General features: G+C 66.6%; 16 protein-coding genes. 7 read left to right on the top strand and 9 right to left on the bottom strand.

The features are described from left to right. Positions 1–100 precede the first annotated feature (100 nt). From A5787_RS27130 to A5787_RS00280, 3 genes are all read right to left on the bottom strand, one after another. Positions 101–859 carry an HIT family protein gene (locus A5787_RS27130; protein WP_156763692.1) on the bottom strand — a complete coding sequence of 253 codons (759 nt, stop codon included), beginning with the start codon at positions 857–859 and terminating at the stop codon, positions 101–103. Continuing rightward, complete coding sequence (locus A5787_RS00285) at positions 856–3,363, bottom strand: AAA family ATPase (RefSeq protein ID WP_197506921.1); 2,508 nt, start codon at positions 3,361–3,363, stop codon at positions 856–858. The genes A5787_RS27130 and A5787_RS00285 overlap by 4 nt, the downstream gene beginning before the upstream one ends. Before the next feature lie 380 nt (positions 3,364–3,743). Beyond that, complete coding sequence (locus tag A5787_RS00280; RefSeq protein WP_066959912.1) at positions 3,744–4,196, bottom strand: VOC family protein; 453 nt, start codon at positions 4,194–4,196, stop codon at positions 3,744–3,746. 87 nt (positions 4,197–4,283) lie between these two features. On the opposite strand from A5787_RS00280, the gene A5787_RS00275 reads away from it, so the two are divergent. After that, the gene (locus A5787_RS00275; protein ID WP_066959847.1) at positions 4,284–5,537 is read left to right on the top strand and encodes a cytochrome P450; all 1,254 of its coding nucleotides are present in this window, start codon (positions 4,284–4,286) and stop codon (positions 5,535–5,537) included. 8 nt (positions 5,538–5,545) lie between these two features. Here the strand turns inward: A5787_RS00275 and A5787_RS00270 are convergent, their stop codons facing one another. Next, positions 5,546–6,721 (bottom strand): serine/threonine-protein kinase, encoded by a 1,176-nt coding sequence (locus A5787_RS00270; RefSeq protein ID WP_231993734.1) that lies wholly within the window; start codon positions 6,719–6,721, stop codon positions 5,546–5,548. A gap of 140 nt (positions 6,722–6,861) precedes the next feature. Here A5787_RS00270 and A5787_RS26300 point away from each other — a divergent pair, with 140 nt between their 5' ends. Further along, on the top strand, positions 6,862–7,152 hold the full coding sequence (locus A5787_RS26300; protein ID WP_082976989.1) for a type II toxin-antitoxin system Phd/YefM family antitoxin: 291 nt from the start codon (positions 6,862–6,864) through the stop codon (positions 7,150–7,152). After that, entirely contained in the window at positions 7,149–7,553 is a 405-nt protein-coding gene (locus tag A5787_RS00265) for a PIN domain-containing protein (protein ID WP_066959844.1), read from the top strand. The genes A5787_RS26300 and A5787_RS00265 overlap by 4 nt, the downstream gene beginning before the upstream one ends. Here A5787_RS00265 and A5787_RS00260 read toward each other — a convergent pair. Next, positions 7,537–8,943, bottom strand: a complete 1,407-nt coding sequence (locus A5787_RS00260; protein ID WP_156763691.1) for a CehA/McbA family metallohydrolase — start codon at positions 8,941–8,943, stop codon at positions 7,537–7,539. The two genes, A5787_RS00265 and A5787_RS00260, sit on opposite strands and share 17 nt — an antisense overlap. 100 nt (positions 8,944–9,043) lie before the next feature. Between A5787_RS00260 and A5787_RS00255 the strand changes: the two genes are divergently transcribed. Both A5787_RS00255 and A5787_RS00250 read left to right on the top strand, forming a co-directional pair. Beyond that, on the top strand, positions 9,044–9,898 hold the full coding sequence (locus A5787_RS00255) for a phytanoyl-CoA dioxygenase family protein (protein WP_066959838.1): 855 nt from the start codon (positions 9,044–9,046) through the stop codon (positions 9,896–9,898). Continuing rightward, positions 9,895–11,271, top strand: a complete 1,377-nt coding sequence (locus A5787_RS00250) for an FAD-binding oxidoreductase (protein WP_066959835.1) — start codon at positions 9,895–9,897, stop codon at positions 11,269–11,271. The genes A5787_RS00255 and A5787_RS00250 overlap by 4 nt, the downstream gene beginning before the upstream one ends. Here the strand turns inward: A5787_RS00250 and A5787_RS00245 are convergent. The 3 genes from A5787_RS00245 to A5787_RS00235 all read right to left on the bottom strand — a co-directional run bounded on the left by A5787_RS00245 (position 11,268) and on the right by A5787_RS00235 (position 14,268). Next, entirely contained in the window at positions 11,268–11,687 is a 420-nt protein-coding gene (locus A5787_RS00245; RefSeq protein ID WP_231993732.1) for a type II toxin-antitoxin system VapC family toxin, read from the bottom strand. The genes A5787_RS00250 and A5787_RS00245 overlap by 4 nt on opposite strands. Before the next feature lie 433 nt (positions 11,688–12,120). After that, the gene (locus tag A5787_RS00240; RefSeq protein ID WP_066959832.1) at positions 12,121–13,572 is read right to left on the bottom strand and encodes a serine/threonine-protein kinase; all 1,452 of its coding nucleotides are present in this window, start codon (positions 13,570–13,572) and stop codon (positions 12,121–12,123) included. A gap of 51 nt (positions 13,573–13,623) precedes the next feature. Continuing rightward, a complete protein-coding gene (locus A5787_RS00235; RefSeq protein ID WP_066959829.1) occupies positions 13,624–14,268 on the bottom strand; it encodes a TIGR03085 family metal-binding protein in 645 nt (214 codons plus the stop codon). A gap of 168 nt (positions 14,269–14,436) precedes the next feature. Here A5787_RS00235 and A5787_RS00230 point away from each other — a divergent pair, with 168 nt between their 5' ends. Both A5787_RS00230 and A5787_RS00225 read left to right on the top strand, forming a co-directional pair. Then, positions 14,437–15,246 carry a PE family protein gene (locus A5787_RS00230; protein WP_066959826.1) on the top strand — a complete coding sequence of 270 codons (810 nt, stop codon included), beginning with the start codon at positions 14,437–14,439 and terminating at the stop codon, positions 15,244–15,246. A 14-nt stretch (positions 15,247–15,260) separates the two neighbouring features. Beyond that, on the top strand, positions 15,261–16,340 hold the full coding sequence (locus tag A5787_RS00225) for a PPE family protein (protein ID WP_066959823.1): 1,080 nt from the start codon (positions 15,261–15,263) through the stop codon (positions 16,338–16,340). A 6-nt stretch (positions 16,341–16,346) separates the two neighbouring features. Here the strand turns inward: A5787_RS00225 and A5787_RS00220 are convergent, their stop codons facing one another. Next, positions 16,347–16,769, bottom strand: coding sequence for a hypothetical protein (locus A5787_RS00220; protein ID WP_156763690.1), 423 nt, complete (start codon positions 16,767–16,769; stop codon positions 16,347–16,349). Between the last annotated feature and the right edge of the window lie 10 nt (positions 16,770–16,779).

The following is a 16,779-nucleotide window of genomic DNA, read 5'->3' as shown; positions in this document are numbered from 1 at the left end:
GTTCCGCGGCGTCATCTACGGGCTCCGGGACGCTGGATTGATTAGCCAGACGACGCCACGTTATGACAAGCAGGCTAACGTACGTCCACCGGCGTCAGACTCATGAAACAACAGTGTTGGAATTCGGGGAATCCGTGGCACCCGCCGTCCAGTCTCGCATCGTTTGTAGGAGACCCTCAGCACGCGGAAATTTGCGCCAGTCCCAAGTCTGAGTGTTGCCGACTTCGGCGGCGAAGACTTTTCGAAGGAACTGTGAAGGTACCTCCGCGTCCGGCCTGCGCGCGAATATCGTGCGGCCAGGGAGCAGCTCGCCAGCGAGCAGGTAGGCGGAGGCTCCTAATTCTGCGCGGAGGTCAAGGAGCGTTCGGGCAGAAATCCACCCATGCCCCGTGGACGTGACGGAACGGACGAAACGGCGCGGCCCCGGCAGAAGGTGCAGATGCGCATGTTCGATGCACGCGCCGCACCTACCCGGCGTGCCGGGTTCGGCGCCGTGCTCAAACATCACAACCTGCTGGCCGTACAGGTCGCGCAATCGTATGGCGCATCTATCGACCATGGCATCGCACTCGCGCAGCAATGGTTCAGGGCAAGCGAGGGCTGAATAGAAATGGCCGCGAGGGACGAGCATGATATGGCCTGGCACGAGCGAGCCGAGCGTGGGCACCACGACCCAGTTGTCGGATTCGACGAGGACACGTGAGGCCGGTGTGGAAACGCCGAGGAGCGTGTGCAATGGCGGCTGCATACCGTTCAACTCGGCGCATAGCGAGCAGCCGCAACGCTCACAGACTCCCGACACGGCAAAGCCTTCGATTCCGACGCGTCGCACCTGGCATGCACGGCGCGTGGCGGTCATGAGCTTTCCCCGCGCTGCTGTTTTTCGCTCATACGTTTTCTGAGGTTAGCGAGGAATGCATCTGCTTCGGCTTGCGCGTCCGGACCGTATTTCTTATAGCGCCGCCTGAATTCCTGGTCGAAGTCGGGCAATGCTCGCCACCGGGCAAACACTTTGAAAAGCTTCTCAGTTCCTTCCAGCCCGGCCGCTTCAAGCTCTGCCTTCCCTGCCCGCACGCACCAATCCAGGTAGTCATCGACTGTCGCTTGGGCCCGCTCGACTAAGTCGTCTACTTTCTTGACAGCCTCTGCGTGTGGGTCAAGTTGAGCTTGCACGACGGCCTTAGCCTGTGGGTCAGGACGAGCGGGGGCCGAATCATGCTTAGCTCTTAGGGCGGTTCCGAGGTCCTTTACATCTTTACTCATCCATCCTGTGGTTTGATCGATGGCCCACTTGAAGTCCTGTTCAGGCATTTCTTTCTCAGGTTCCTTTTTCCAGCCTTGCCCAAGGAGATTGCTGCGCGCCTTGATATCGGGGCGATCGAAGAGCAAACGTCCGTCGAAGCGACCGGGGCGCCTTATCGCTATGTCAACGTTGCTGAGAAAGTTCGTTCCGAGAAAGAAAATGACGCGTCGCGCGTCGTGTAACTCTTGGAGCTTCGGCAGCATCGAGGCTGTGGCGAAGGAGAGGATGTTACGTCCCTCCGCACTCTGTTCGGAACGCTCACGGAACAACTCGTCGCATTCGTCGAAGAAGACGACGGTGTGGTCGAGGGTCATCAGGTCGCCGAAAATTTCGGCCGCTGTCGATTCGATGAGTTCCAAACCGCGCCGTATGAAGTGGCCGGGGCTCAGCGCCAGCAATGGCCAGCCGAGCGCCTCCGCCAGTTTTTCGACCATGAAGGTTTTCCCGCTGCCGGGAGGGCCGTAAATTATGAAAGAGACGCCGTCCTTATTGGGGCGGAGGATCGGAAAGCCACGCAGCCGCTGGCCTGCCAGCGGCTCTATCACTTTCGTGAGTACTTCGCTAACTGGCTCTAGTACGACGTCAGGCTCGGTTACCTCTTTTCGCCAAAATTGAGCTTCGAATGACAGACTCGCCTTGCCAGCATCTTGTGTCTCCTCGCCAGCATCGACGTCGATAGTGACCTTCTTGGCCGCGCGCTTCGGGTTGCGGACAACATACTTATGGAGTGTCGCCGCGCGGCGGCGCGCACGCTCGGCAAGGTACATCGTGTGGAAGAGCTGCGCAGCAAATGAGGTGATCCACGTTTCGGCGACACCGGGGTGGCGCGTGCGATCGCTAACCCAGCCGGAAAAGTCACCATTCGTCGTGTACGGCGTGTACGAGGCGGTTAAATAACTCGCGGTCTTTTCGAGCGCCTCGAGCGCCTGATTAAGCACTTCGATTTTATCGGCGTCGTGATAGACGAGCAGGTCGTGATGAAAAACAGACTCTGCCAAGCACAATGCAACCTCGACGCTGGGCTGCTGAATCGTGCTGCCATCGTCCTGGTAAGTGACTGAGACGCCATCGGACCAGCAGCCGTCTGCGTGCTGCCCTGCAACCACTGCCTGGACCGAAGCGCGGAACAACGGTGTGCCGCGGGCTTGTTCGTCGAGGAGGGTTAGCCCGCGAACTGCGAAGGCCAGTGAAGTGGGGTCGTACTCTGGGTCGGATAGGACGTGGCTCCGCGCCATTAGGCGATCAACCTGTCGCCGGAAGTAGTCCGTCAGGCTCCGCTGAAAAGTGTCCAGCCTGCCGCGGGTTTGGTCCGAGTCGGGGGGCAGCGGGAGCCTCCAGTTTTTGGCGCCATCGAGAATCCTCTTGCGCTCGCTAAGCGCGATTGCGGCGTGGAGGAGAAGGTTGGTCGAAACCTTTTCATGTTCGGATAGCTCCGCCTCGGATACAACCCATTGCTTCGCGTCTGTTGGATCCAGCTTCGCGTCTTTTCGATCCGCAACGGCGCTTAGCCTCGTAGGTTGCGCAAGTTTTAGGAGCCGATCGGTGGCTTCGGCGAAGCCCTTGCAAACTAGATCCGCGAGTTCCTCCCGTGTGAGCGTGATTCCGGGTGGCGACGCGGCGGCTGCTTTTGCCTGCGGTTCGAGTCCTTCGGCTGCGAGCAAAACCCTTAGCGCGTGGAAGAGGCCGCCGATCACCAGCGACGGCTGGAACGTCGGCTTCCCGAATGTGTGGCTCGACTCGTCAATTCTTTTTCCCGCCCAAGTGGTCGCGCTCTCGGAGACATTGTCGGCGTGTACTAGAGCAGCGAGGACATCATGTGCACACGGGCGACGCTTGACGTCAGAAACTTCGAAGAAAGATGTGGTCAGCACGCCGTCCCTGAACTTTGCGGCAGGCTCCCAAACGCCACATTCGCCCATCGCAACGATGGCGTGAAACGTTGCGGTTGGCCGGTAATCTAGCTTTTCATCCGTCGAAGCGCGTCGCGCGAAATTTTCGTTCCGCCATAGGCTGAGGATCGACTTGACTGCCGTCCCGCACCACGTGCTGGTGTCAACCATGTCGCTCTCCTTCAATGTTGAACGTCCCATGCTGGCCGACCCGGGCATTTCGTGCGGTTGATCTGCGAAGGCGCTCAATACCGACGCCAACTGCCCGACTGGTGAGACAGTCTCTGGAGCAAGGGCATCGTGACTCGGCCGCACAACAACAAGATAACCCCCGGAGGAGGAAAGAACCTCCCTTTTCCATGGCCATGAAACGCTCTGGTGAGCCTGACGAAAACCCTCGACACGGGCAGGCCCGGCATGGGTATTGTCGATATTTCGTATTAATGGGTGCCGACGATTAAGGCGGACGACAAGCTTATTGTTGAGGTGGCCAATCTCCATGAGTTCCTTGCCCAGCCAGCCAAGCTTCCCACCGCTGCGAAGGAACCCCTTTAAGGCCGAGGCGGCAGTGCCGACAACCACCCATCCGAAAGCAACTCCAGCAGCTGACCATCCGGATCGCGGATCATCGCCATCGCCTCGGTCACCGTCGCGTCGACCACCGCTCCCCCGAACTCCTCAACCTTCTCCAACGCGCCGGCAAGATCCGACACCGAAAACGAGATGTGCGTCAGCCCAATCTGATCCATCACGCGTTCTGACCCCGTGTGAACTTGGCGCTTCAAGTAGTCCATGAGTTCGAGCACAAACCCGTCGCGCACCAGGTAGGTCGCATGCACCCCGAGCGGCTCGGGAAGCTGCACAAGCTTGGCGGTGGGGCCGTCGGGTGGATCAAGCTCCCACCAGAACTGAAACCCGAGCACATTCTCGTAGAACCGCCGCGACCGCTCGCGATCGGAGACACACAATCCGACATGGTTGAACGTCGTCCGGTGACTACTCATCGCGGCCTTTCTCGGCAGAACCAAGCGCGTAATAATGCAAAGATAGTGTAGAAAGCCGAGCTCAACGTCGCGGTGGAGGACTCTCAAATGGCAACCCGTCCCGACGTCAGCGTCGACGCCGTGGTCGACTTCGACCACCACTCCGACGACTTCAACCTCAACGAACTCGCCATCATCGCCGACCTGAGGCACAAGTGCCCGGTCGCCTGGAACACCAACTACGAAGGCTTCTGGTTCCTCAGCAGCTACGCGGCGGTGAGCCAAGCGGCAAGAGACGGCGACACCTTCGCCCACAAATACGAACCGGACGCCGAAGACGGCGTCGACTACCAGGGCGAGATGGGCGTCCCGCGGCCCGAAGGCCAGCCGGCGCTGGGCATCGGCGAGGTCGACGGCCCCTACCACCTCGCCCTACGCCACGCCCTGGCGCCGTTCCTCTCCCCCGGCGCCGTCCAGAAGCTCAAGCCGTTCATGGAACACAAGGCCCACGAGTTCCTCGACCAACACATCGAAGACGGGCAGATGGACCTCGTGCTCGACTACGCCAGCCCGGTCCCGGCCATCCTCACCATGAAGCTGATGGGCCTGCCCCTCGGCAACTGGCACCTCTACGCCAACCTCTTCCACTCCGTCATGGCCGTCCCGCAGGACAGCGACGAGTACCTCAATGCCATCGCCAAAGTGCCGGCCATGATGGAAGAAGTCATCGAGTTCGCGGCCACCCGGCGCGGCAAACCGGAAGACGACCTGACCAGCTTCCTCATCCAGTTTGAATTCGACGGCCAGCGCCTCACCGACGAACAGCTGCTCAACATCCTCTGGAACCTCATCGGCGGCGGCGTCGACACCACCACCTCGCAGACCGCGCTCACCCTGCTGCACCTGGGCACCCACCCGGAGCTGCGCCAACAACTCATCGACCACCCGGAGCTCTACCGCACCGCCACCGACGAATTCCTGCGCTACTTCTCGGTCAACCAAACCCTGAGCCGCACGGTCACGAAAGACGTCGAGCTCAACGGCCAACGCTTGCGAAAGAACGACAAAGTCGTCATCAGCTGGCTCTCCGCCAACCACGACGAGAAGGAATTCGAAAAACCCGACGAAATCGTCCTCGACCGAACACCCAACCGCCACCTCGCCTTTGGGCTCGGGCCGCACCGCTGCATCGGCTCACACCTGGCGCGGCTGATGTCCGAGGTGATGGTCAAGGCGGTGCTCGACCGCATCCCCGACTACCAGGTCGACGTCCACAACGTCCACCAATACCTGGGCAACCCGAGCATGACCGGTCTGGCCAAGCTGCCGGTCACCTTCACCCCCGGGGCGAAGCGGAGCTAGCCGGCCAGTCAGTCGCCCCCGCCGCCTTTGTGTTTCTTGCCCGGGGGCCCCGGATGGTTCGGCGGAGGCGGAGGCGGCGGCGGTGGCTGCTCGATGCTGCTGGGCGTTGTGGTCAGGGTGGTGGCCGGCGTCGGGGACGGTGTCGTGATGTTGGCCGGCGTCGGCGGCGGCGACGACGAGAGCGACGAGTCAAGCACGAACAGCATTAAGGCGAGAACGAATAGCGCGATGATCGCCGCCACCCACAGCTTGCGCCGGGGAACGTCCGGCTCCAGGCGGGCGGCCGCGGGCGTAAATGCCGGGACAGGCGCCGTCATCACCCGGGTCCGCGGGCGGACGGAAGCCGGTACGACGGGCGCGCCGACCAGCGCGGCCCCCATCGCGTTGGCCTGGTCGAACCGCCGTGCCGGGTCGCGCGCCATCGCCCGTTCGATCGTGTCGATGAGCCCCGGCGGCAGATCGGGGCGCAGCGCGGCAAGCGGCGGAGGTGACTCGTGCAGGATCGCGTGCGCCAGCGGTCCCAAATCCTCCTGCGGGAACGGTCGCCGCCCGGACAGCGCCTCGTAACCCACCACGCCGACGGAATAGAGGTCGTCGGCCACGGTGGCCGGCTTGCCTGTCAGCCGCTCGGGACTCATATAGGCCATGCTGCCGACGACCTCACCGGTCCGGGTGTAGGCGGCGCCGGCCGTCTTGGCGATGCCGAAATCGGCGAGCTTGGGTTCGCCCGAAGCGGTGAACAAGACGTTGCCCGGCTTCACGTCGCGGTGCAGGATGCCGACTTTGTGCGCCTCGGCCAGGGCGTCCAGGACGCCACCAAGCACCGCCTGCACGAACCCGCACGGCAGCGGCCCGCGCGCGATGTGGTCGGCCAGCGACACCCCCGGCAGCCGCTCCATGACGATGAACGGCAACCCGCCGTGCTCGCCCACGTCGTGAACCACGACGACGTGCCGACCGGTCAGCTGCGCGGCCGCCCGCGCCTCCGCCTCGAACCGCGGCCGGCTCTCCGGCCGGGCCGTCAGCGCCGGATCGAGCAGCTTGATCGCGACCGGGCGGCTCAGCTTCAAGTCCCAGCCGTCACGGACCTCGGCCATCGCCCCGCGGCCGAGGAGGCCACGCAGTTCGTAGCGGCCGCCCACGATTACGGCGGCCGCGCGCGACTCTGTTCCTTGGAGCTCCAATATCCCGCCTGTCGGAAAGGTGGCCCCCTGCGCGTTCGGGGTAACCAAAGGCCCGGGAATCGAAACGTTGCTGCAGCGCTGTGAGGAATCGACGTAGCAGGGTGCTACATGGTGTAGCACCGTTGTGCTACGCTACTGTCATGGCGACACCGCTTAGCCAACGCGAACTGCGAAACGACAGCGGCGCGATCATGCGCCGCGTGCAACAAGGGGAGCGCTTTACGGTGACCCGAAATGGTATCCCCGTCGCAGACCTGGTGCCGCACAGCGAATCCGGACCAGATCGACCTCCGCGCTTTGTTCCGGTCGCCCACATTGCCGCGGGCACAAGTCGACTCCCCAGTTGGGGCGCCGCTCGGTTCAGTCGTGAGCTCGAAGCGCTCGACAAGGCCGTCGACGACCGCGAGGCCGACAGGTGGCGCGCCACATGACCCGACTCTATGAGCGGGCTCTACTCGATACGTCCGTCGTAATCGACTACCCGGCAAGCGGGGTCGCAGCGCACGCGGCCACTGCAGCGGTCAGCACCATCACGCTCGCGGAGCTGTCATACGGCCTGCATACCGACGATGCGCTCGTCAACGCCGCCCGCGAGCAGCGCTATCACTGGATCACCAGAACCTTCGATCCGATTCCGTTCGATACGCGCGCCGCGCGGATCTACGGAGCGCTGTGCGCCACAGTTCGAGCCGTCGGCCGAGACCCGAAGCCGCGGCGACTCGACCTCCTCATTGCCGCGGTCGCCGTCACCCTGGGCGTGCCGCTCATCACCCGCAATGAAGCTGATTTCACGGGTATTCACGAAAGCTTGACAATCATCGCTGTCCGGTAAGCCACACGGGATTCGTCAGCGCGACCATCGCGCCGAGCGGACGCCGCGGCGCGTCCCGTATCTCCAGCCGCGCGAAGCGCGCGGACGCGGCGTCGACTTCCCAGCGCAGCATCGTCCGCGCCGGCCCGCGCACGGTCGCCCGGCCGACGCAACCCTCCGCGGTGACGAGGGCGGCGGTCGTCCCGGCGGCCCCGGTGATCATCGCGGTGACGGTAACCGGCGTTTCGGGCGGCACCCGCAGCGTCTCGCCGGGACCGGCGCCCCGGCCCGCGCAGGACGCGGTGAGTTCGACTGTGACACCGCGTGATCGGGCGATGTACGAACGGCCGCGGCGCAACCCGTCGACCAAAGCCGGTGTCGACAGCTCCCGCGCGTACACGACCGTCTGCGGCGAGCCGACCGGCTGCCGACGGGCATGGGAATCGCTGCCGCCGACCGCCGCGACGCGCCGGCCCTCACACAGCAGCCGGTGCCACATGCGCAGCGACACTTCGTCGTCGAGGTTCCACCGGCCGTTCCACACCTCGAGCCCGTCGACATGCTCAAAACCGAACTCCCACAACGACCCCGGCACCGGCGCGGCGGGATGCGCGGCGATCACCAGGCCGCCGGCCGAACGAACCTCACCGGCGCAGCGCGGGAACACCCCGTCGCGCGGGGCGTATCGCCAGTCGACCCAGCCACCCGGAGGCAGGCCGACGGCCAACCAGTGCCCGTGCCTGGTGGTGACCTCCTCGCCGGGGATCACCAACAACCCGCCGGTGCGGCAGGCCGGCCACACCCGATTGGCGGAGTTGGTGTTGTGGTCGGTGGAGACGATGAAGTCCAGCCCGCTGTCGTGCGCGGCCGCCACCAGCTCGCCCGGATGGCGCTGGCCATCGGAGTGCACGGTGTGCAGGTGAAGATCGCCGCGGTACCAGCCCGCGCCGCGCACCGCCGGGCGCGGATGTGCGATCGCGGGTCCGCTTTCGGGACCGGGCTGCCCCCGTTCCAGGGTGACGCGCGCCTCCCAGGCCATTCCCCAGGGGCACAGCACCACGGGGCCGAGGGCGACCGCCCACAGGCCCGGCTCGATACGCCCCGCCAGGTAACCCGGAGTGGCGTGGCCGGCCGAGATCACAAAGCCGTCGCGCGCCCCGCCCGACCAGCCGCGGAATCCCGCCGCATTGCCCAGGTCGTGGCCCGCCGGCCCAAACATGCCCAGATCCAACACGTTTCGGATCGGTCCGCCCACCGCGAAGCGGTCATGCGACGTGGCAACCCTGATCCGCTGCACGCCCAACGGCACCTCGAACGGCAGGTAGGCCCACTGGTCGATCCCAAACCCGAAGCGGCCCGAAAACGACAGGTGAATCGCCTGCCCCTCGCGCTGCTCGGTCGCGATGCTCACAGCCTTCAGCATCCCGCACGACGGAGTTACCACCCGTTACTTCGACGCGAACTCCCGCCGTCGGGGCCCTGTCATCTTGACCATCAGTCATCATTGACGCATGAGCATCGATGACGAGCCCGTCACGACGCTGGACGACCTCAAAACCGATTTGGCCGGCCGGCATAAATGGACACCGAGCGGCGGCGCGTCGGTTGACCCCGCGATCGTCGACGCCGATATGGCGGCCCTCGACCGCGAGGGTTACGTCATCTGGGAGAACCTGCTCGGCGCGGACGAGTGCCAGCAGATCCGCGACACCGTGAGCCCGTGGCTCGCCCACACCGGGCGTAACTCCTTCGAGGGCCGGCGCACCCAGCGCATCTACAGCGTGCTGAGTCGCACGCGCGTGTGCGACCGCCTCGTCGATCATCCGCGGGTGCTGGCGGTGCTCGATCGGCTGCTGATGCCCAATTACCTGCTTTCGGCGTTGCAGGCCATCAACATTCAACCTGGCGAATCGCCGCAGCTGCCCCACCACGACGACGGGTTCTACCCGATTCCGCGGCCGCGGGCTCCCTTGGCCGCCGCGACGATCTGGGCGATCGACGACTTCGCCGCCGACAACGGCGCCACGGTGGTGCTCCCCGGCAGTCATCGCTGGGGCGCGCGGCCGCCGGGGCCGGATGATCCCGCGCTGCCGGTCGTCATGCCCGCCGGCTCGTGCGTCTTTTTCGTCGGAACCCTGTGGCATGGCGGCGGCGCCAACACGACCGACCGCGCGCGGCTCGCCGTCACGGCCCAATACTGCCAACCGTGGCTGCGACCGATGGAGGCGTTCACCCTGTCGATCCCGCGCGACGTCGCCCGCACAGTGTCCGATGACATTCAGCGCATGATCGGCTACAGCATCCACCCGCCGTTCGTCGGCGCGGTCGACGGCCTGCACCCAGTGCGCTTGTTGGGGCAGCCGTGACGGCCTCGGAGCGGTTCGCCGACATCGTCGGCGAGCACAACCTGCTGACGGGCGACGCGATCCCCGAGGACTATTGGCACGACGAGGTGTTGACCACGGCGCCGCAACGGCCAGCGTACGTCGCCAAACCGGCCACCGCGGAAGAGGTTTCGCAGCTGCTGCAGGCCGCCTCCGAACACAGGGTGCCGGTGACGGCACGCGGCTCCGGCAGCGGCCTGTCGGGCGCGGCGATCCCGCGCGCGGACGGGCTGGTGATCTCCTTCGAGCGGATGAACGCGATCGTCGAGGTCGACACCACCAACCAGGTCGCCGTCGTCCAACCCGGGGTGACGCTGACCGAGCTGGACGCCGCGACCGTCGACGCCGGGCTGAACTACATGGTCCAGCCGGGCGAGCTGTCGTCCAGCGTCGGCGGCAACGTCGGCACCAACGCCGGCGGGATGCGCGCGGTCAAGTACGGCATCGCCCGCCACAACGTGCTCGGGCTGCAGGCGGTGCTGCCGACCGGCGAGATCATCCGCACCGGCGGCAAGATCGCCAAGGTGTCCACCGGCTACGACCTGACCCAACTCATCGTCGGGTCCGAGGGCACCCTGGCCCTGGTCACCGAGGTGATCGTCAAGCTGTACCCGCGCCTCGAGCACGCGGCCACCGTGCTCGCCCCGTTCGCCGACTTCGAGCAGGTGATGGAGGCGGTGCCGAAGGTGCTGGCCAGCGGGCTCGCGCCCTACATCCTGGAATACATCGACAACATGACGATGGCCGCCCTCGTGCACACCCAAAACCTGGAGCTCGGCGTTCCCGACGACGTCCGGGACAGCTGCCAGGCGTATCTCGTTGTGGCCCTTGAGAACCGCGCCGCCGACCGGCTAGGCGAGGATGTCGAGCGGGCCGGTGAGCTGGTGGTGGAGCTGGGCGCCGTCGACGCCTATGTGCTGGAAGGGGTTTCGGCGCGCAAGCTGATCGAGGCGCGCGAGAAGGCGTTCTGGACGGCGAAGGCGATCGGCGCCGACGACATCATCGACACCGTGGTGCCGCGCTCGGCGATGCCGAAATTCCTGGCCGGCGCGCGGGGCCTGGCGGCCGAGGCGGGCGGCGCCGCGGCGGGCTGCGGGCATGCCGGCGACGGCAACGTGCACCTGGCCATCATCTGCAAGGATCCGGCGAAAAAGAAGAAGCTGATGACCGACATCTTCGCGCTCGCAATGGAATTGGGCGGCGCGATTTCCGGCGAGCATGGCCTCGGCCGCGCCAAGACCCCGTACTTCCTCGAGCTCGAAGACCCGGTCAAGGTCGACCTCATGCGCCGCATCAAGCAGAGCTTCGACCCGACGGGCATCCTCAATCCCGACGTGCTGTTCGGCGCGGGCTAGCTTTTACCGACAACCTCCACCACGCAACGCAGGCCGGAGGCACGTGAAAGTCGTGCGTCGGCGGTGACCAGCGCGACATCCAGGGCTTCGGCCAGCGCGATATACGCGGCATCGTAGGGCGTAATGGCATGCCGCAGATCCCAGATGCGCTGCAGCAATGGCTGGTGCGGGGAGCGGCGCAATGGCAGATCCCCCAAATCCGCCACCGCGCTCGCCGCCCTCCGAGCAGGCATCAACTTTGCCGCGACGTGGCGGCGCCACACGGATAGAACCTCAATGTCGACAAGTTCGGGCGCGACCAAAGTCTCGTCCGCTAAGCGCTGCCTCGCCAGCTGGCCATCTGGTCCGTCATCGCCCAGGGCTACTGCCAGAACGCTTGCATCAACGACGATCACGTTCGGCCCGAACGTGCTCAACGGCGTCCTTTAAAGAAACCCGGCCACCACGGCGACTGGCGACGCGGCCCAAAACCTCATCCAGAGTGGGCTGATTCGCCTCAGCGATCAGACGGCATCGAAGGTATTCCTGCAGGGACTGATGCGCACGGGCAGCCCTCTCGCGCAGAACTCGGTGGGTGTCCTCCGGAACGTCTTTGATCTGGACGCTAGGCATGGCGCCATTATGGCGCCAGCAGCGCCAAAGTGCAAGCGTGAGCCAGCCAAGACCTACGGCTAGTGGCACCCATTGTCCGACTTCAAATCCCATGCGTCACAAGAAGTCAGGGGTATGACAATGTGTCCGCCTCACAGCGACAACTGAAGACGCCCGTCGTTCCTCGTCCGAAGTTGTCGCTATGAGGCGGGCACAAAGGGTGCCTCCTCCGCCAGCGACCAGTGTGGCCACTGTGACTTACCCGGCGGACGCGTACTCCAGCACCGGCTCCGACGAGTCGACGTGACCGTTGCTGATGATCCGCAACCGCTCCGGGCGCACCTCATAGCGCACCCCGTTGTCCGGATTGGTCACGTCGAATCCGCCCGACGACCGCACCGCGTCGGTCAGCTCGATGTGGGCGCCATCTCGGATGCGCTCGCCGCGGTAGTAGAAGCTGCCCGGCGCGCTTTGGCACACCACCGCGAGCGACTGGGCGGTGCGCAGCACCGCCGCGGGTGGGTTGCCCGGGTCGCAGCGCGCGGTATGCCCGACGAAGCCCAGGCCGTCGGCGCCCTGAACGGGCTGTGACAGCGACGGCGTCTTCGTCGAGGGTGCCGGGGGCGCCGCCGATGCGGCCTCGGGCGGCGAACCGCCGTGGTTGCCGAAGAAAATCACCGCCGTCGCGATGACCGCCGCGACCACCAACAGGATCGCCGCCGCCCCGGCCACAACGATCGGAGCCCGGCCCAGGACCGGATCGGCAGGCCGCCGGGGCGCCGGCGCGGGCGGCGGATATGGGCTGTACCCGGTGTCGTCCGGATTGGGGTAAGCCGTAGAGAACGGCCGGGTGCTCGACGGCGGTGGCGGGGCCGACGGCGTCATACCGAAAGCCGCCCGGGCCAGCTCCCCCGCGGACGCGAACCGCGCGGCGGGGTCCTTGGCCATCCCTCGGGCGATGACGTCGTCGAACGCCTTATCGATGCCCCGGCGCATGATGCTCGGCCGGGGCGGGGGCGAGGACAGGTGCGCGTTGATCAGTTGCGGGATTTCCATGCCCTCGAACGGCGCCTGACCGGTGAGGCACTCGTAGAGCACGCACGTCAGCGAGTAGACGTCGGTCTGCGGGCCCACCCAGGCACCGTTGAATCGTTCGGGCGCCATATAGGCGCACGACCCGATCAACGGCCCGGCCGCCGTCACGCTGGGATCGCCATGCGCCCGCGCGAGGCCGAAGTCGACCAGGTACGCGAAGTCGTCGGGTGTGAGCAGCACGTTCTCCGGCTTGACGTCGCGGTGCACCAACCCGTCCGCGTGGGCGGCGTCCAGCGCGCCCGCCACCTGCGCCGTTATCGCCACCGCCTGCGCGGGCGCTAGTGCGCCGCGCTCGCGTAGCAGGTCCTTCAGGCTGCGCCCGTCGACCAGGCGCATGTCGATGAAGAGCACTCCATCGATTTCGCCGAAGTCGTGCACCGGGATGACGTGCGGTTCCTGCAGCCGCGCCGCCAGCTGGGACTCTCGCCGGAAGCGCTGCTGGAAACCCGCGTCGGCCGCCAGCTCGGGGCGCAACAGCTTGAGCGCGACCATCCGGCCCTTGCGCGTGTCGTAGGCCCGGTACACCTCGCCCATTCCGCCCGAGCCGATCAGCGATCGCAGCTCGTAGGGCCCGAACCGGGTGCCCAGGCGCGGGCGGCGGTAGGTCGAAAACACATCGACGAGGGTTCCCAGATCGGGCGCCCAGATAACGCCAGAGCGACAGGCTCACATGCCGAAGTGCGCCCGACCCACCGCCGCGACGGCCTCGGCCGGCCCGCTCACCTCGACCTTCGCCGCGCCCTGACGCCCGAAGAGATAGAGGAGTAATTCGCCCGGCGGACCGCTGAGAAGCGCCGTCGGGGAGCCCGGCCGCACCAAAACCCGCTCGGAGGTCCCGGCCCACTCGACCTCGAGCCCGCACCCGCGCAGCCGACGGCTCAGAAACCGTCCGGCGCGGCGGACGTTCCGCCACAACCCGGCGTCCATGGCCGGCGTCAGGCTCCGAACGTCGAGCCCGTTGGACCGGCGGAGGTCCTCGTGGTGGACGAAGGACTCGTTGAGGTTGGCCATGTCGCGCACCCATCGGATCCGGAAGAACCCGACGGGCGGGCCGGACCGGATCTGAGCGACGAGCCCCGCAAAGTCCGAGCGCCCGGCCGAGCGAGCCCGGCGCCGCTCGGCGAACCGCGCGAAGGGCCCGGGCAGCACGAGGCACGGCCCACCGAGAAGATCATGTTCGCGCTGCACGAGGTGGGCGGCGAGATCGTGCGCAGTCCAGCCGTCGAGCAGCGTGGGAACGCCGGGCCCGAGCTCCTCGAAAGAGGAGCAGAGCTCAACGCGCTCTTGGGCGTCCAGCGGGACATCGGGCATGCCTGAAGGCTATCCGCTTAGCGAATAAACCTTGAGCGTGATTGCCATGCGTTGGAACATGAAACCCGAGGGTGCCTGACATGATGCGTCACCGGCTCCAGACAGCGGCCCCGTCCCACGCGAGGACGGAGGACCCAATTCGTCTCAAATCCACCTAAGGAGGGATTGATGTCTTTTCTGACCACACAACCCGAAGTGTTGACCTACGCGGCGGGCAAGCTGCAAACTCTCGGCTCGGCGATGTCCGCCGAGAGCGCTGCCGCGGCGGCCTCGACCACAGGACTCGTGCCCGCGGCCGCCGACGAGGTATCGGCTTTGCAGGCAACGATTTTCGCCGCCTACGGCAGCCTGTATCAGTCGGTCAACGACCAAGCCACCGCGATCCACGAGCTGTTCGTGAACACCCTCGGGGCCAGCGCCGGTTCGTACATGTCGACCGAGTCCCTCAACTCGGTGGCGACCGCTTCGCCGTTCTCGCAACAGGTTTCGGGCCTTTTCGGCGCCGCCGCCAACGCGGCGGCGGCCGACCCGCCGCCCGGCAGCGCTCTCGCCAACATCGTCGACATCGGCTTCGGCAACTGGGACTCCGCCTCGTCGGATCTGCTCGGCATGGCGGGCGGCAGTCTCCTTCCCGCCGCCAACGAGACCGGCGAAATGGCGGCCGTCGCACCTGCCCCCGTGGACGGAACAGTCCTGGCGGGCGCGCCGCCGGCGGCGGGTCCTACAGGTGTAGGCGCGCTTCCCACGGCGGCGCCGGGCCTGGGCCAGGCGATCCCGCCAAGTTGGGCCGCGGGAGCGGGCCCGACACCGAGCGCGGTGACGACCGCGGGCTGGACCGCCCCGGCGCCCCAAAGCGCTTCCGCGACAACCGTTCCGGCCGCCGTCCCCGCGGTGGCCACGGCCGGGAAGGCCGCCGGCTTCGGCGCGCCGCGGTACGGCGTCAAACCCACCGTGATGGCACGCCCGACGGGCGTCTAGGGAAGGGACTTCAGATGGACTTCGGAGCGCTACCCCCAGAGATCAACTCCGCACGCATGTACGCCGGCCCGGGCACGGCACCGATGATGGCCGCCGCGGCGGCCTGGAACAGCCTGGCCGCCGAATTGGCTTCCACGGCGGCCGGATACGAGTCGGTGATCAGCGAGCTCACCGGCGAGTGGCTGGGCCCGGCGTCGGCGTCGATGGTCGCGGCGGTCCAGCCGTACGTGGCGTGGCTCAACGCCACGGCCGCGCACGCCCAGCGCGCGGCGTCGCAGGCGACGGCATCCGCGGCCGCCTTCGAGACGGCCTTCGCCGCGACGGTGCCCTCGCCGGTGGTCGCGGCCAACCGAGCCCAGTTGGCGGCGCTCGTCGCGACCAACTTCCTGGGCATCAACACCCCGGCGATCATGGCGACCGAGGCCCATTACGCGGAGATGTGGGCCCAGGACGCCGCGGCCATGTACGGCTACGCCGCCTCCTCGGCGGTCGCCGGGGTCCTGAATCCGTTGGCGCCGCCGGTACCAACGGCCAACCCGGCCGCCCAGGCGGGGTTGATGCAGGCCATCTCCAGCTTGCCCAATGCCGTTGCCGCACTGGCCTCCCCGGCCGCCGCGGTGCCGGCGCAGGCGACGCCCATCCTCGGATACCCGATCGTCGCGAACACCGTCAACGGGCTGGTGAACAGCACCGCCTGGTGGGTCATGAACACCATCCCGAATTCGGTGTTGCTGAGCCACGCCATCAACGCCGCCCCGGCGACGGCCCTGGCCACCACAACCGCGCCCGCTGTCGCGGTCGCGGCGGCGCCGGCCGGCCCGGTCGGCCTCGGTGGGGCACCGGTGCTCGCGGGTCTGGGCCAGGCGTCCACGGTCGGTGGCCTGTCGGTGCCGGCCAGCTGGTCCGCGGCCGCCCCGGCGACCAGTTCCACCGCCTCGGCCGGCTCGGGCTGGGCCGTCACCCCGGAGGAAGCGACCCCGATGACGGCGGTGCCGGCGGGGATGCCGATGGCCATGGCCGGGACGTCCTCGGGCTTCGGCGGGCCGCGCTACGGGTTCAAACCCACCGTGATGCCGAAAACCGTCCTCGCATGACGCGGGTCAGGGGGGCGCCGCTTTGAGTTGGATGGGGTTGGTCTGGCTGTATCCCGCCGGTCGGCCGCAGGCCGCCTCCGTGTAGACCTGTTGGTCCGTGCCGGCCAGGGTATTGGGGTCCCACGTGATGTGGGCATTGGCGGCGTAGGGGACCCGGACACCGTCCGCGCAGCGCACGTTGTCGAACATGTCGAGCACCCATTGGCCGTCGACCAATTGCGCCCGGCTCGTTCCGTTCCCGGCCTTGATGTCGATGCATCCCTCACCGCAGGGGTTGACGTTCCAATCGGTCACATATGTGTGACCGGCCGAGACGGTCTCGGTGAAGACGTAATGGCCCATCATCTCCGGAGCGCCGGACGCGGGTGGGGCCGTTGCAACGACGGCCGCCAACGTCGCGACCGCGGCACTCCCGCGCGTGATGCCCATGTACTGGTTT

The sequence above is a fragment of the Mycobacterium sp. 852002-50816_SCH5313054-b genome (assembly GCF_001667185.1).
Taxonomy (GTDB): domain Bacteria; phylum Actinomycetota; class Actinomycetes; order Mycobacteriales; family Mycobacteriaceae; genus Mycobacterium.
The sequence above is the reverse complement of the archived record's forward strand: the minus strand, read 5'-3'. Positions and strand labels throughout refer to the sequence as shown.

What these genes read in the sequence shown, in the direction of transcription:
- A5787_RS00265 (WP_066959844.1), top strand. Translation starts at nt 7,149, where the DNA reads ATGACCCGACTCTATGAGCGGGCTCTACTCGATACGTCCGTCGTAATC.
- A5787_RS00225 (WP_066959823.1), top strand. Translation starts at nt 15,261, where the DNA reads ATGGACTTCGGAGCGCTACCCCCAGAGATCAACTCCGCACGCATGTAC.
- A5787_RS00220 (WP_156763690.1), bottom strand. Translation starts at nt 16,769, where the DNA reads ATGGGCATCACGCGCGGGAGTGCCGCGGTCGCGACGTTGGCGGCCGTC.
- A5787_RS00275 (WP_066959847.1), top strand. Translation starts at nt 4,284, where the DNA reads ATGGCAACCCGTCCCGACGTCAGCGTCGACGCCGTGGTCGACTTCGAC.
- A5787_RS00235 (WP_066959829.1), bottom strand. Translation starts at nt 14,268, where the DNA reads ATGCCCGATGTCCCGCTGGACGCCCAAGAGCGCGTTGAGCTCTGCTCC.
- A5787_RS00285 (WP_197506921.1), bottom strand. Translation starts at nt 3,363, where the DNA reads ATGGTTGACACCAGCACGTGGTGCGGGACGGCAGTCAAGTCGATCCTC.
- A5787_RS00230 (WP_066959826.1), top strand. Translation starts at nt 14,437, where the DNA reads ATGTCTTTTCTGACCACACAACCCGAAGTGTTGACCTACGCGGCGGGC.
- A5787_RS00255 (WP_066959838.1), top strand. Translation starts at nt 9,044, where the DNA reads ATGAGCATCGATGACGAGCCCGTCACGACGCTGGACGACCTCAAAACC.
- A5787_RS00280 (WP_066959912.1), bottom strand. Translation starts at nt 4,196, where the DNA reads ATGAGTAGTCACCGGACGACGTTCAACCATGTCGGATTGTGTGTCTCC.
- A5787_RS27130 (WP_156763692.1), bottom strand. Translation starts at nt 859, where the DNA reads ATGACCGCCACGCGCCGTGCATGCCAGGTGCGACGCGTCGGAATCGAA.
- A5787_RS26300 (WP_082976989.1), top strand. Translation starts at nt 6,862, where the DNA reads ATGGCGACACCGCTTAGCCAACGCGAACTGCGAAACGACAGCGGCGCG.